Source organism: Bradyrhizobium sp. WSM2793 (assembly GCF_000379585.1).
Lineage (GTDB): Bacteria > Pseudomonadota > Alphaproteobacteria > Rhizobiales > Xanthobacteraceae > Bradyrhizobium.
In genome coordinates this window covers 48,499-62,704 of record NZ_KB902785.1, presented here as the reverse complement: position 1 = coordinate 62,704, position 14,206 = coordinate 48,499, and the positions used below count along the sequence as shown (strand labels likewise).

Here is a 14,206-nt window from a genome sequence, read left to right as displayed (position 1 = left end):
GCGCTGTGCCGTTCGTCGCCGACGATATCATGGAGACGTTCGACGATTTTCGCGCCGAGGAAGCCTTCCGCCTGTTCGCCGAGATGGCGCAGGCCGGACAGGTCATCTACCTCACTCATCACCAGCACCTGTGCGAGATAGTTCGACGCGTATGCCCGACGGCGCAATTGCATCGCTTGGACGCGGCGGCGCATCAATTTGAGTTCGCCTGAGCGTTTGCGGCGGCCGAATTAGCTGGAGGGGCGACCGTAACCTCGCTATCTGCTGTGTCGCTCTGAAAATGGGACCGAATGAAATGGGATGCCGTTTCGGAAGCGACGTGCGATTCGTGGTGTTGTGCAAGACCTGTTTTCGATTAATTTGATCTAAGCAGGCTTGGCTGTCCCGGGAGCGTCAACGGTAAGCTCCCCCGTGCCATCCGATTCTCGTTGATGCAGAATCGGTTGGCGACTAAGCACATCGACATTCGAGTCAAAATGGCGAAGATGACGTTCCGGCTCGAACAGATGTCCGAGATGTCGGTTCCCAGGATGCCGCATAATATTGAAGCCGAGCAAGCCTTGATCGGCGCGATTTTCCTCAACAACGACGCGGGACGGTCTCTTGTTGCGGTAATGCTGGGCTCACTCGATGGTCCGGCTTAGCCCTGGAGCGGTTCTCAAGTTAACGCCCTAACATCTTTACCGAGTGCATGATGCCTATTGCAATCATTCCATGGCCATGCCTAATCCATCGGCAACATGGGGGAATTGTATGAAGGCATTCTCGATAATTGCCGTGTGGCTTGTGACCGCCGCAGTTGCTCAGGCCGAAGAGGCCGCGCCAAGCCGGATCGACAGCATCACAAAATCTGCGCGAGACATGATGCCCGCCATGCCGTCGCTGCCATCCGTCTCCCTGCCTTCGATGCCTGACCTTTCGCTTCCGGACTTCTCGGATACGACTGGTAAGATGATGACGGAGTTCAATGCATTCGCCCAGCAAGTGGGCGATGCCCTGCCTGTGCTCGAACAAATGGGTTACGAAGTCACCACGTTTAAGGTGACATGGGGCCTTCCGCCGAAAGCTCGGCTTCGCTTGAAATCAACCGGCAACGCCGACATTCAGAAGGTAAATGCCATTGTTGCCAAAGCGACGAACGGCGGTGTGCTCGTTACGGCCCTCATAACGAGCGCGGCAACCGCAAAGCGGATTCAAAGCACCATGAAACTTGGCACCTCTTATCTCGACGTGGACTTTGCTGTCCCGCCTCGCGTCAACATGAAGTTCGTAAGCCCCAAAGCGAACGAGAAAGAGGAGTTGCCGCGCGACACTGACGATCTAGAGATTAGCTGTAGGTAGAAGCATTGCGAACTCACGAGTGGGGCAGGCGTGTTTGATAACCAAACGAATGGAATTAGGACATGGCTAGTGGGCCTCTTTGCCTCGGCCATCAAACACACCACCCGGCCGGAAGATCGGGCGCTGGCGATACATTGGCTAAGCCTGTCACGCGAAGTCGTCGCGAGCGACGCTAGCTCCATCGATAAGCTGAAGCAACTAAATGCACTGATCAACTCGCGCACCGCTATCGTAGCTATGGCGAGAAGTATTTCCGAAGTCACTTCGAATTACCGGAAGTCAAACCTTCCGTGGTCGATGAAGATCGCGCTGCCGGCAACGCTTGCTGCGATCCCCCTAATCGGAGGTCATGCTGCCGGCATAGCAGCGTTTGGCGGCGCTCTGGGCGTCCCAGTACTCCTGCTGGTCTTCCTCGGCACCGCTGGTATCACGTCGATCATCGAAGCCGTTGTAACAAGTCCCGAGGCCCGTACCCATATCGCTGACATCATCGACGTCATTGTTGAAGATGAACGACTGCGTCGCACCAGCGCGCAAATGAAGGCTGTAATGAAGGAACAGCCGCTCGACCCGACCAGATTCTCGATGCCAGTAGAGGAGATGGCGCTCCGAGAACACCTGCTCAGAATGGACCCATTCAACTTCGAGCAACATAGCATGAGCTTCTTCCACAGGGCCGGCCTCGAAGCTTGGGTTACTCTAAAATCGAATGATTTCGGTGTTGATGGTTTTGCCACTCACCCTGACGGCCTAATTATCGTCCAGTGTAAACGCAACTCATCGTCCAACAAAGTGGGACGTCCAACCATCCAGCAATTCAAGGGGGTTGTAGAGGAGCAGCACGCTCATCGTGGCTACATCATCACCACGTCAACCTTCACAGATGAAGCGATCGAATCTGCCGCGCTCACGAGCAAGATCGCGCTCGTTGCGATGGATGATCTGGTGCGATGGCACGCGGAGCCGCCGCATTTCTAGCGAGTCATGTGACCGGGTCTCTACGCTGTAGCCATGAGCAGCTATACTGGTCATCTGAGTCGCGGAGCGCGGATCAAAGATGACGCAACAGTCTGGCCCCAACATCGATCCTTGCTGGTCAAGATTCCCCGAAATAATTGCGGCTGGACTTACACGATACGTTGGGGTTGCACTGTGAAGGTCGGCAGAACAACCGATCGGAAGCTGCGTCGATTGCGCGAAGCGCAGACATGGTGTCCCGGCGAGATAGACGAGATAGCTGTGAAACCGTTCTGGAACATTGCGAGGCTAGAGCGTTCCTTGCATACAGCCCCCGCAGCCTGAAGCTGCTGCTCCTCACGCGGTAGGATTGGCTGAGATGTTTCTGCATGGCGATCACGCGATCGTTGGCTCTCTCCAAGCGTCCTTTCTGAGGAACGCACGGGATCAGGCCACCGCGCCTCGAGAGCGGTATGGCAATGCGGGTTACACGAGATCCGGCCAGGGCTGCTAAGCGATCGCCGTCGCCTGCCAGTTGAAGTCGTCGAAGATCGGCGAAAAGACGCAGGAATTAATCGTCAACGCGCCGCTAATTGCATCAATCAAGATCAAATTCTCTCTTACAATAGGAAATCCCGGCGAGGGCGATCGAGTAGAGCGCGCCGCGTCGAAGGAGGCGCACATCAGAGTCACGCTCTGGCGCCTGATAGTCCGTACATACATGGCGCGAGAATCGGAATTGGCGACGCCGCGCTTTGACGTGCGAGCGTGGCGGAAATGGAAATGCATGGGGAGATCCGCGTAACGCCGACAGGAGGCGAAAATGCGCAACGACGATCATGCGTCCTACGACGGTTCAGGAAGGTGCTGCGCGGTATGCGGCGGAAGGTTCGGGCTTATCCGCTACTACTGCTGGCGCACGGCGCTTTGCTCCAGAAAATGCGTCGACCGCTTCAAGGCGCGGCGGGAGGCCGACCACAAATGGCTTCGCTGGTTGCGAACGGCTTGATACGTGGGACCCGATTCGCTGCAGCCGACCGCGCTCCCGGAAGATGGGAGTCGGCAGAATAGCTCTGCCGCAAACATGAAACGCGCGTGACGCTTCAAGAGTGACATGGACGAAACAGATGACAGAGACCTCGGCAACAATCATCGACTTCACTGCTTACAGGATGAAGCGCGCTGCTAAGCTGTCAAACGACATAGTCAGCTCGATAACACCCTATGAAGCGGTCGCATCCCTCTGTTTCTTCTGGTCGTTGCTAGCCTTGATCCCGTTTGGCTCGTTGGATCCGCACGCGTCGAAACAGGAGCATTCGTGAGCAATCCGCAACGCCGTCGCGATGGGCGACGTGGCGCGACGGCAACATCCTGCTCCTTTGTCTGAATTTGCGCCGATAGGGCGGCTGCGCGTCTACCACACTCCAGCAAAGAAGATACGCAGGTCAGTGTGATCTTCGCGGACATGTGCGAGATCATCTTTGTTAGATTATAGCTGGCTTCTCTCAATTGCTAAGTGGGCTGGTTCGCTGGCACCGATCGATATGATCTTTCGGCAACTTCCGCTTCTTGGCTTGCACCCGGATCTGAGACGATCTTCAAAGGGAATTGACCGACCGGCCTTGCGAATTCCGTAGTAACGTTCCCGCCTGCTTTAGCGACCAACGCCTTCAGGCGATCGAACTCGCCGCACCAGATCGTTTCCATGTCCTGGTCACGATTTGCATCGCGAGCTTCGGCCGAGCTGCCGATACCTACAGCGCGCACCTGGAGGAGATCCGATCTCGATCCACCCAGGAGCTCTACTCCGTAGCCAGGATGGGCCGCCTTACGAAGGACAATCTGGCCGTTCTGGACCCAGGCGGTCGCCATTCCCTCCGATACCTCGTATCCAAGGCTGGCAAGGCCTTCGAGCACCGCGCGCCTGCGCTCCGCCGCGGCCATTGCATTGAATTCTTTCTCGATGAGAACGTCGGCACGTTTGACGAGTTCTTGCCGGTTGCTGGGCGCCGGCGAGGCGAGGGTCTCCTCGATTTCGATCAGCAGCGAGGTAGCCACCGCTGACTTCATCACGGAAAGCTCGGCGCGTCGCGCCCGAAGCTCGTCCGCTAGTCGCGCGCTGGCGCGGCCATCCTTCACGGCCGCGGCCAGATCCAACAGAAGGCTATCGGCGATAAGCGATCTTCGAGCCGGAGGCTCTGCTTCCAAGAGCGCGACACGGCCCGAGAATGGGGATGGATCGATGCCAAGCCCACGCAACTCGCCGAGAAGAGCGTCGACGCGTCCCAAGGCGGGATCCTCCATCTCCTGAGCTTGCCCGGCAATCCAGTCCCGCAGGGTGCCACGGCGCTCGCCGGCGCCCAGGCGAGTAGCAAGCTCGCGTTGGCGGTCTGTCGCGCTATCCTGTGCCGCCTGAAAAGGAAGCCGCAGCAGCGCCTTTGCCATGGCCGCTTCCAAGCGCTCGGAAGATTCGGCCAAGCCACTGAGCTCGCTTCGAATGTCGGCGGGAATCTCGACTTTCAGAGTTTGCAGTCTCTGTAGCAGCGCCTCGGCTGCCGCTTTCGAGCGCCTTAATTCGCGGCTCGAACGGGCGGCCATTTCGGCAGCTCTTTCGACCCGGCGCTCGGAATCCGCCTGAAGGAAGGCGATCTCGGCGGCAACCTGTTTCTGGAGTTCGATGAAACGATCGGCCTCGAGCAGGCGACGAAGCTCATCTCGCCGGACTATGACTTTGTCGATGTCCTTCTGCTCAATGGTCCCGTTGCGTTTGCCGGCGGAGGTCCAGCTTTCGATCGCGGCGTCAAGCCGCGCCAGGTTGCGGTGGCAGATGGCGATGATCTCGGCTCGGGTAACGATCCTGAAGGCTTTGGGTCCGCTCATTGCAATCCTCCCCCACGAAGCGCGTGCTCGACAGCGTTCTTGAGCCGGAGGCGTTCGGCGTCTCCAGCATGAGTCCAAGCATACGACGAAACTCTATGGACATAAGGAACGGCTCTTCCCAGCACATTGGGACGCCAGATCTCGCGAGCCCGCGCTCTTTGTAGTAAATGATGTCGCGGCGCATCGCATTCCACGCCTATGGCGTAGAGGCCGGTCCGGGGATCGGTCACGGCAAAATCAAGGCTGAATGCGCCGCCATCGCGAGCCCGACTGGGCTTATAGCCATTCGCTTCCAGAAAGGCTTCGACGGACTTGGTGAAGCCGTCGTCCTCATGATGTCCAGCTTCGTGGTGGGGACGTGGTTCGGTTACCATCCGGTCCAGGAGCGTCTTTCCGGAGTCTGCAAGACCATCGGATACCGTCCTGGCATATTCGAGGTAGCCTTGCAAATAGTCGCGCGGCACCCTGGGACCACTCCGCCTCGTCAACAGGTCCGATATCTCCGATATCGGCATGGATGTGACGATGACCACCTTTTCTCTCGCACGTGTTACCGCGACATTCAGGCGGCGCTCGCCGCCGGCGTGGCCTAGCGCGCCGAAGCTCTTGCGGAAAACGCTGTGTTCGTTGCGGCCGAATGTCGTGGAGAAGACGATGATGTCACGTTCATCGCCTTGCACGTTCTCCACATTCTTGACGAAAAAGCCCATGTCCTCGCCATGTTCGATACGTTCGCGCTCGCGCATCAATGCCTCTCGGAACGCTGCATCGTTTTCGGCGCGATCTTCCAAAGCATCTTCTATGGCGTCGGCCTGCTTGCGGTTGAATGTGACGACACCGACTGACGGTGGCGATGAATCCTCCCAAAGCTGCGATAGGTATTGTACGACATCGCTGGCTTCCTTTTGGTTCGTCTGGGCCTTGTAAGTGCCGTCCGAGCGCACGACTTCGATCGGCTTGAGCCTGCGGATTGTCTCTACGGGATGGCGAACGGGCACGCTAAGGCCGTTGGCGTAGAACGATGCGTTCGAGAATGATATCAGCTCTCGATATTTCGAACGATAGTGCACCTGCAGAGTACGGGTCCGAAGCACGGAGCGGGCGAGTTGGAGGAGGTCGGGACAATCCTTGATCTCTCTGCGATTCCACGTCTCCGCGAAGGCTTCGCGTTCCTCCTCGCTGGCTCCTTCTTCTGGTTCTTCACCGTCGAATATTGCCGCTTCGTCGTTCTCGACCTTGCTGGCGAAGAAGGAGGTCGGCGGCATCTGCTTTTCGTCGCCGCTGACGACGACGAGCCTGCTGCGGAACAGGGAGGGCAGCGCATACTCAACGGGCATCTGCGAAGCCTCGTCAAAGATGACGGTATCGAAGAGTCCCGCGCGAGGTTGCAGCACGCGGCTTGCGACATCTGGCGTCATCAGCCAGACCGGCCGGAGTGCGAAAAGACCGAGCGGAGCGGCGCGATCGATGAATTCGCGCAATCTTAGCGCTCTTGGGCCACGCAGCCTGGTGATCGCGTCCCACTCGCTGGTCGGACGCACTTTTGCTGCATCGATACCTTGGACGAGAAGATCCCGGTTGTACTGCCGGATCTGTGCGTCGGCTTCCGCGAGCGATTTTACCTTCGCATCTAGCTCGTCGGCGTCGAACAAGACGTCAGAATTCGCACCCTCCATATCGGCCTTCCACGCCAAACGGGCCTCGCGGCCTATAGTGGCGCGAATGCAGGCGTCGAGGTCTTCGGAAGCCAGTTCCGAAAGTTCGGACTCCCTGGACCTGAGTGTTGCGAAGATGGCGCGCTCCTTGTCGTCCAGGCGCGAAGAGCGAAGTCGATATTCCTGGTAGCTGCTCAGCATCGGCAGAGCCTGCGCGATCTGGTCAATGGCGCTCGCATTGGAGCGACCATTCTCGATCGCCGAGCGTCTCGATCCGAGCCACAGTTCGTCGAAATAGGTCCTCAGCCGGTCCAATGCGGCGCGGCTCTCCTCCCGCGTGTCATGCCTTCTGAGCGCGAGTTCAGCCCGCTCAAAGAACCTGCCGAGCTCCGCGGTCGTTCCGGCCGAGAGCGCTCTCTCGAGCTCAAGCCGTTCCGGGCACCGATCGATGAGCGAATTGTGGCCTGCCAGACCATTGAGGAACGAGCCGAGGCGCTCGGCGAAATCGGCTAGCTGACCGGGCGACAGATCCAGATTGGGGGCACGGCCGAACAGGATCGTGAAATATTGCTCGAGTTCGTGCCTTGGCCGGCGTATGGCCAATTCGAGCTCGACCGCATAGTACAACGAGCTGATGGCGTCGTTATCTTGCGGGAGCTGCAATGACGCAAGGAGCTGGCGTACACGGCGCGTTCGCAGCCAATGGAGCGGGTTGAGCCATTGTAGGGCGCTTGCCGGCAAGCGAACTTGGCCCGCGAGTTCCCCGGCAGAGCAGAGCTCTTCCTCATTGAAGGCGATGAGCTTGGAGCAAAAGTTCGGTTTGTAGGACGGGCCGTTGAGCGATGAGAAGATTTCTTTAATCGCTGATAGGCCCTCAAGAATGCGCGCAGCTTCCGATGTGCCATCCTCGACGTTCCGAAACAGCGGCCGCAATCGAGCGAGATTTGCGCAGACCGAATCGCTGATCGAGCGGAGCTCATCCGCTTCGACGCGCCAGGACCGAAATTCCGCCGCATCCGATATCTTCAGACAATTCGCCGTCTCAGCGTCGGTCTGCTCCCGCCGTGCGTCGGCTTGCAAAAATGCCTGTAGGTGCAAGGTCAGCGCGGCCGCGGTTCCTCGATCGGGATTGAACGGCTTGAGGGCGGACAGAGGATTGTCTTCAAATTTCGACGGAAGCCAGAATTTCGCAAGCGGGCCGCAATTCTCCTCGATCCTCGCCACGTCCGCGGGATGTAGATCTGCCACCAAAGGGCGGAGTTCAGGGGCGTCAATAGGTTTCGGGCTGCCTTCTTCGATCTCGAGCAGTTCGCCGAGCAGCGTTCGATAGGACAATCCGGTTCGATCATCCACGGAATGAAGTGCAACCTGGCGACGGTCCAGCTCTGTCTCGAGCGTCTCGATGCGAGCGGCGAGGCGATCGCGCTCTCGCTTCCAGGCCGGAGACCCTCCGGGAGACAGGTTGTGCAAAGCCTGGACCTGCGAACGGATTGCGCCGACGATCGGCTCACGGTCGCGGTGGGCATCGGTGATCATGACGAAGCGATCCGTCAGGCGTTCCTTATCCAAGCGCTTGCGGACCACCTCGAGAGCGGCTTGCTTCTGGCAGATCACGAGGAGCGATTTTCCCGTGCCGATGGCGTCCGCGACCATGTTGACGATGGTCTGGCTCTTGCCGGTTCCGGGAGGTCCTTCGATGACCAGTCCCGGCGCCTGACGTGCTTCGAGGACGGCCGCCTCCTGCGAGGGATCACTATCCGCAGTAAAGTACCGGTCGGCCTCTTTCAGCGGTGGGGATGCCGAAGGCGCCGCCTGCTGTTCGTTCAGGCGCAGCGCGGCCTCGAGTGCGGTGGCCGTCGGCGGCAAGCCGCGGAGGGTCTCGAGATCCTTCATCACCGCCTGGCCCATGAAGGCCAGATGGAACAGCACGGCTGCTGGCACCAGCTGCCGTTCTTGCGCGCCGACTTCGACGTCCTTTCCGGGAAGAGCAGTCAATTCGTTGCCGATAGGCTTGGCCAATCGGCTGAAGGCGTCCATCACCGCCTGGACGGACAAGCTTGCATGCGTCAGGAGCTCGTTGGCCGCTTCCTGCCAACGTCTCGCCTCGGGAATGCCGACCATTCCTTCGAGAGCGGGATTGACGAGAACATGCTCGATCTCGGTATCGGGATTTCTCTCGCGCCCATAACCTAAAGTGACATGACCGCGGTTTCCGACCTCCGGATTGACGCGCACCGGCCACAGCAGGACGGGCGCAATCCGCGGTCTCGCGTTCGGTCGATGATCGCGCATGATCAGGAAAGGAAATCCCATGAACAGGCCATCGATGCCGGTATCGCGCCTGTAGAGCAATGCATGGGAGTGCAAGGAGCGCAACCTTCGCTCAAGCCCGTCGTCATCGGCGAAAGCCGCCGGATCGACATTCACGGTCCGGTTCGTACGACCAAGAAGTTGGTCGAGAATCTCAGCTGCCGGCACTCTGGACGTATCGAGTTCGGTGAGATCGATTCTGGCCGATTTGCCGATCAGCATGCGCGTCAGCGGCCCGCGCAACACGCCGCCTGAAATCCGCTTGGCGAAGAACTCCAAGATCGTCGACACATAGCCTTGCTTCGGGAGCGCTCTCCACGTCTCGGCGGGCACACATAGAAGGGCGAGCGCGCGCCCTAAGGGCATCCGTCTGTCCAGGCGAAACTGGTCCGCCCACTCGTCGACTTCCTTGATGCCGCATCTGGCGAAGTTTTGAATGCGCTCGTCAATCGCCTGGTAGATCTCGCGACGTGGGCGGCTGAGAAGCGCTGTCGTCTCCTCTGCCGAAAAGTTGCCGAGCCCGGCCGTCGATGCTTCCTTTTCTGCTTCTTCGATGACCTCGGCGACCGAGCGGAACTGGTTCGAGGTCGCGCTGAGCAGGATGACGAGGTCTTCTTCTGCCGAAATGCGGCGCTCAGTGAGCGCTGCTACACCGGCATGGTCGGTATCGGGGAAAAGCTTTCGCCGTTCTTCCCAGAGCGCGGCCAGGCGGGCCATAGAGGTCGACAGCAGGTGAACGCGCAGAGCATCCTCATCGACGGCGATTTCGAGTTGGTCCAGCCGCTTACGAACCGTGTCCGAGCGGACCTTCAGGCGCCAGAGCCAATCGTCCGGATCAATCTTCCGCAGCAGGTCGGGTGCAGGACCTGTGATCAGACTATAACCGTCGCTCGGGTGGTCGAGCAGCCAACCCGGTGTGACGATATTGCCTCTGACGATCAGAGGCATCGACGGATTGAGGGTTTTAAGGGAGATGGAGAGCTTCAAATCCTCCTGAAGGTCCTCAGTCCGCAGAATTTGCCGAAGACCTGCCGCGACAGCCGCTTCGAAGCCGGCCTCCGAAGTCCAGCTTGCAACTGCGCCTCTGAGGACAAGCGCCTTGGCTTGGTCCCAGTTCGCAGCTTCCGCCGCTGCCAATGCGAACATGTTTGCAGATCGATATTGTTTGCCGCCCAGCGAAATCGAGCTTCGGCCCTCTGTGTCGCCCGCTGTATCGGCCGCTGGCGCTGATACGCTTTCTCCGCGTAGCCACGCCTGAACTTCCTTCCACTGCCAGCGCTGACGCCTATCACGCGCCAACAGGCCGCGCAGCAACGTGTTGATCCGCTCATCCAGACTTTCGGGGAGGTGTACGCCGTTGGTGAGAATGTGGATCAGAAAGGCCTGCTCATTGATGCCTGCGAAGCACGCGCCTTGGGTGATCTTCTCCAACAAGATCATCCCCATGCTCCACCAGTCGGAAGCCGGGGCGACGCCGCCAGCGATCGCCTCGGGCGCCATATAGCGAGTGGTTTCAAGCGGAGACACGATATCGAGGTCGAATTCGGAGAGCCGTGCCGAGCCGAAGCCCCCGATGACGAGGTCAAGTGGCTCTTTTGACCGCACGAAGACCACGGAAGGGCGCAGATCCCTGTGTCGCAATCCGGCTTCGGTGAGAGCGTGAACGGCCTTGGCGAGCTCGCCGACCAACGTCGCAAGAGACGCCGGATCGGCTGGATCGACGGCAAAATCCGCCAGAGTGCCGCCCTTGAATTCCTCCGCGACCTCGTAGGCGCGGTCTTGCCAGCGACCGGTTGCGAAGAATTCCGGGACGTGATCTCGAGGGAGCTTTAAGAGCACATCGTAGATCGCTTGGTCCGGTTCCGAGCCTATAGCGTAAAGCGTGAGTATTCCTCGCTGTCCGTCTGAGGCGCGCGTGGCGACGAAGCGCTCGCGAACTGTGCTGGACGAGGCGATCCGATCCTGCAGATGCCAACCGTCCACGATCGTTTCGTGGCCGGGCGCTGGCGCGGGCTGTGGCGTCGGAATGGGCTCCGTCGGTGAGGGCGCCTCGTCCCCTTCGATGATCGGCTCGCCGCATAAGCTGCAGATCAGGTCGCCAGGAGAGCCCTGATGACCGTTTCGGCAGGTCGGGGCGCTCGGAGGAGGAATTACAGCTGGATTTGGCCTTGGCCTCGTCGATCCGGCCGGCGTTATATCGACCGCCGACAGGTCCCAGCCGCAGGTTTGGCCGTTCAACGTGCGTTCGCAAAAGATCTCGCTGACGGGGCGTTCGGTATTGCAGTTGGGGCAAAGTCTGATCATCAGCAAAATTCTAAATAGAGGGGAAACGTGTATCTTCCGAAATTCCCAGCGTCGACCCGCCGACTTCGAGCATATTTCGAAGGCGCCGGAAGTCGCCGCGAGCCGGAATGCCCGCAAGCCAGACGTCGCCATTATCGTCGAACATGACGTCGAAGGTGCGGTCTCTTTCGTCGATCGGCCGGTCGAAACTCGCGAACCGAGCGCGACCCAGGGGCGTCATGAGGTGCAGCTCCTGATTGTCGCTGCCACGAAGCGCGAGGGTTTGCTTTTCATCGATATCGAACGGCCCGGAAACGACCGCGTCGATCAGAGATGGCGATGTGGCTAGCGCTTCGCAGACCGCGGTCCACGGGTGGCCGGTAAAGACCAGGATGTCCGCCTTCGTTCGAGCTCTAAGCCGCGCCAGAAGATCGAACAAAGCCTCGCGTTGATCGAAGGGCTCGCCACCCGAAATCGTGATCCCGTCGGCGGTCGAAAGCCATGGCGAGACTGCCTCGACGACGTCCTCTACGGTCGCCGTTCCTCGTCCGTGCGCCCAGGTGTCCATGGAGATGCATCCCGGGCAGCGGATCGAACAGCCTTGAAACCAGATCCCGATCCTTCGGCCAGGCCCCAACGTTGTGACCGGGAAATGGATGCGCGACAGATTGACCATCCTCATGGGGACTGCTCGCTCACGAGATCGATCGTGGTCGATGGTCCAGGTCGAATCTGTTCAATCCTGTATCTGTGTCCGGCTTCCGCTCCGCGATCGAAGAGACTGCGCGACAGCGGGTTGATGAGGTGAGATTCAACCTGATTGCGGATGCCGCGGCCGCCATTTGAAAGATCAGAAAGGCACAGGCCGCGAAGGACCTCGCGGGCAGCTCCGATCAAAGTCACGCCATAGCCGAGCGAGCTGACGTCCCTGAGCAGGTTGTCGACCATCTGATCGAATATCTCGTTTGCAACCTCGGGCCGGATGAAATCGAAGACGATGACGTTCTCTCCGATCCGGTTCAATATCTCGGGCCGGTTCAGGACCTGTTTGAAGTGCTTTTCGATCTCGCTTCGGACCTTTCTCCGCACGGCTTCGAAGGTCTCTTCGGGTGTGACGTTGGCGATTCTCTCACCAGATGGCCCGGGTACGTAGATGCCTAAATTCGAGGTGAAAACAATGAAGGCTTCGGAGAAATAGACACGATCCCCTCGTCCCGAGGTGAGGACGCCGTCGTCAAGGACCTGCAGGAACTTGTCGAGAATCCTCGGATGCGCCTTCTCGATCTCATCGAACAGGACGACGCTGAACGGCTTTTCACGGATCGCGTTCGTGAGCTCGCCTCCGACGTCATACCCGATATAGCCGGGCGGTGCCCCGATCAGCCGCTGGTCCGAATGCTCGGCACTGAACTCCGACATGTCGAAGCGGATATACGCAGATTCATCGCCAAAAAGCAGGCTGGTGATAGTCTTGGCGAGTTCCGTCTTGCCGACGCCGGTCGGCCCGGCAAGAAAGACGACACCCCTTGGCCGGCCGCCGCGCGGCGATTGTCCGATCCCCGTCACAGCGCGCTTGACGATATCGAGCATATGCGTGACTGCGTGGGACTGTCCCTTGACGCGGCGTCTGACGAATTCTTCACCCGAAGTGATCTTGTCGCGACTGATCTTGCGCCAGGGATCCTCAGTCACGCCCACCTTGAAGCGCCGCACGGCATCCCCAATCCGATCGAACTGCACGCCTTCGCTGCGCGCGAGCTGCGCAACCGCGCTGACGTCGAGCAACAGAAGGCCTTCAGTCTCGTCCACGAATCCTTGAGTACACTTTTCGAGCTCAGATTGGTTCGCGTTCTGCGCGCCCGGCAGACTTCGGACAAGGGAGCGGATCATGCTCCTTCTCGCAAGATGATCCGGTCGCCCGATGGGCACGTGTCTGATCTTCGGGTTTCCGATCAGGAACCAATCGGGCAGGTCACCCTCCTTGTCGACGATCCAGACGACCGTATTGAAGAAGGGCAGCCGCTTATCGCCCGCCGGACGCGGCCGCGCCGCATGAGACAGGATCAGCGCGCGGGCGAAAAGCTGGTGCTCTGCAGGTGATAAGGCATCGTTTCGCGCGATCAGTCTTGAGGCAAAGTCGACGATGAGGGCGGAGGGCTGGCCTTCAGCAATGACGTGCCGTTCGAGCGTCATCGACAACAGATCGATCCCGCCCGCCGCTGTGCCAGCAGTCGGCGCTAGACCCAGTTGAGCGAGGTAGCTTCCGTCGGCCGGCTCCACGTCCCGAAATCCGTTCAGAAGATCGAACCATGCGATCCGCCCATAACCAGCTGCCTTTAAAACGTCCGGCAGAACCCTCGATAACGGCGCTGCGGTCAACTCGCCCGGACTGACCTCGTGGATCTGAAGGTCCCGCGTATTGCCGGAGAGCACGAATTGGCTGCGCAGAGGCAAAAAGCGTAGCAAATCGCGGAGCCATCTGGCTCTTTCCACCGAACTGTCGTGCACCGAGAAGCCCCCTTGTACGCGTATCGCGCAACTATAAGCTATCCTACTCGCCGATTTCGAGAGTATTTCACATGAATCCATAGGGAAATGGGATAAGGCGACGAAGGACGAGAAGGGCGGTTCTATCGAGGTCGGAGGGGGCATCCAGCGCATCAGGGACATCATCAATGTTAGCGATCTGCTCGGCCAAACGGTTCAGATCCTGTGCGACGGCAACCGCTATCTCGGGGAGATCGTCTTTCGGCCAGGCGGCGAGTTTTTGAAGGCAATTC

The 14,206-nt window shown here is 59.3% G+C and carries 11 protein-coding genes; 6 read left to right on the top strand and 5 right to left on the bottom strand.

Translation table 11 applies throughout. The annotated features are described in order from the left end of the window. Positions 1 to 29: 29 nt before the first annotated feature. From A3AS_RS49100 to A3AS_RS50080, 5 genes are all read left to right on the top strand, one after another. Positions 30 to 212: a hypothetical protein gene (locus tag A3AS_RS49100; RefSeq protein ID WP_245283229.1), complete on the top strand. Its 183-nt coding sequence runs from the start codon at positions 30 to 32 to the stop codon at positions 210 to 212. 264 nt (positions 213 to 476) lie between these two features. Beyond that, the gene (locus tag A3AS_RS0120000) at positions 477 to 644 is read left to right on the top strand and encodes a DnaB-like helicase N-terminal domain-containing protein (RefSeq protein ID WP_157644326.1); all 168 of its coding nucleotides are present in this window, start codon (positions 477 to 479) and stop codon (positions 642 to 644) included. Between the two features lie 109 nt (positions 645 to 753). Continuing rightward, on the top strand, positions 754 to 1,341 hold the full coding sequence (locus A3AS_RS0119995; protein ID WP_018319342.1) for a hypothetical protein: 588 nt from the start codon (positions 754 to 756) through the stop codon (positions 1,339 to 1,341). 69 nt (positions 1,342 to 1,410) lie between these two features. After that, positions 1,411 to 2,319 carry a restriction endonuclease gene (locus A3AS_RS0119990; protein ID WP_018319341.1) on the top strand — a complete coding sequence of 303 codons (909 nt, stop codon included), beginning with the start codon at positions 1,411 to 1,413 and terminating at the stop codon, positions 2,317 to 2,319. A 33-nt stretch (positions 2,320 to 2,352) separates the two neighbouring features. Beyond that, positions 2,353 to 2,643 carry a GIY-YIG nuclease family protein gene (locus A3AS_RS50080; RefSeq protein WP_371260688.1) on the top strand — a complete coding sequence of 97 codons (291 nt, stop codon included), beginning with the start codon at positions 2,353 to 2,355 and terminating at the stop codon, positions 2,641 to 2,643. A 165-nt stretch (positions 2,644 to 2,808) separates the two neighbouring features. Here A3AS_RS50080 and A3AS_RS47425 read toward each other — a convergent pair whose 3' ends face one another. Next, positions 2,809 to 3,087 (bottom strand): hypothetical protein, encoded by a 279-nt coding sequence (locus A3AS_RS47425; RefSeq protein WP_157644324.1) that lies wholly within the window; start codon positions 3,085 to 3,087, stop codon positions 2,809 to 2,811. 34 nt (positions 3,088 to 3,121) lie between these two features. Here A3AS_RS47425 and A3AS_RS45280 point away from each other — a divergent pair, with 34 nt between their 5' ends. Next, positions 3,122 to 3,307 carry a hypothetical protein gene (locus tag A3AS_RS45280; RefSeq protein ID WP_084674863.1) on the top strand — a complete coding sequence of 62 codons (186 nt, stop codon included), beginning with the start codon at positions 3,122 to 3,124 and terminating at the stop codon, positions 3,305 to 3,307. Positions 3,308 to 3,810: 503 nt separating this feature from the next. Here A3AS_RS45280 and A3AS_RS0119980 read toward each other — a convergent pair. The 4 genes from A3AS_RS0119980 to A3AS_RS0119965 all read right to left on the bottom strand — a co-directional run bounded on the left by A3AS_RS0119980 (position 3,811) and on the right by A3AS_RS0119965 (position 13,934). After that, on the bottom strand, positions 3,811 to 5,178 hold the full coding sequence (locus tag A3AS_RS0119980) for a hypothetical protein (protein ID WP_018319338.1): 1,368 nt from the start codon (positions 5,176 to 5,178) through the stop codon (positions 3,811 to 3,813). After that, the gene (locus A3AS_RS0119975) at positions 5,175 to 11,126 is read right to left on the bottom strand and encodes an AAA domain-containing protein (RefSeq protein ID WP_245283228.1); all 5,952 of its coding nucleotides are present in this window, start codon (positions 11,124 to 11,126) and stop codon (positions 5,175 to 5,177) included. The genes A3AS_RS0119980 and A3AS_RS0119975 overlap by 4 nt, the downstream gene beginning before the upstream one ends. A 331-nt stretch (positions 11,127 to 11,457) precedes the next feature. Beyond that, positions 11,458 to 12,102: a 4Fe-4S single cluster domain-containing protein gene (locus A3AS_RS0119970; RefSeq protein WP_245283236.1), complete on the bottom strand. Its 645-nt coding sequence runs from the start codon at positions 12,100 to 12,102 to the stop codon at positions 11,458 to 11,460. Between the two features lie 2 nt (positions 12,103 to 12,104). Then, the gene (locus A3AS_RS0119965; protein WP_026202163.1) at positions 12,105 to 13,934 is read right to left on the bottom strand and encodes an AAA family ATPase; all 1,830 of its coding nucleotides are present in this window, start codon (positions 13,932 to 13,934) and stop codon (positions 12,105 to 12,107) included. Positions 13,935 to 14,206: the final 272 nt, after the last annotated feature.

Excerpts from the sequence above, each read along its gene's own strand:
- A3AS_RS0119995 (WP_018319342.1), top strand. The coding sequence starts at position 754 with ATGAAGGCATTCTCGATAATTGCCGTGTGGCTTGTGACCGCCGCAGTT.
- A3AS_RS0119980 (WP_018319338.1), bottom strand. The coding sequence starts at position 5,178 with ATGAGCGGACCCAAAGCCTTCAGGATCGTTACCCGAGCCGAGATCATC.
- A3AS_RS0120000 (WP_157644326.1), top strand. The coding sequence starts at position 477 with ATGGCGAAGATGACGTTCCGGCTCGAACAGATGTCCGAGATGTCGGTT.
- A3AS_RS45280 (WP_084674863.1), top strand. The coding sequence starts at position 3,122 with ATGCGCAACGACGATCATGCGTCCTACGACGGTTCAGGAAGGTGCTGC.
- A3AS_RS49100 (WP_245283229.1), top strand. The coding sequence starts at position 30 with ATGGAGACGTTCGACGATTTTCGCGCCGAGGAAGCCTTCCGCCTGTTC.
- A3AS_RS0119970 (WP_245283236.1), bottom strand. The coding sequence starts at position 12,102 with ATGGTCAATCTGTCGCGCATCCATTTCCCGGTCACAACGTTGGGGCCT.
- A3AS_RS50080 (WP_371260688.1), top strand. The coding sequence starts at position 2,353 with ATGAGCAGCTATACTGGTCATCTGAGTCGCGGAGCGCGGATCAAAGAT.
- A3AS_RS47425 (WP_157644324.1), bottom strand. The coding sequence starts at position 3,087 with ATGCATTTCCATTTCCGCCACGCTCGCACGTCAAAGCGCGGCGTCGCC.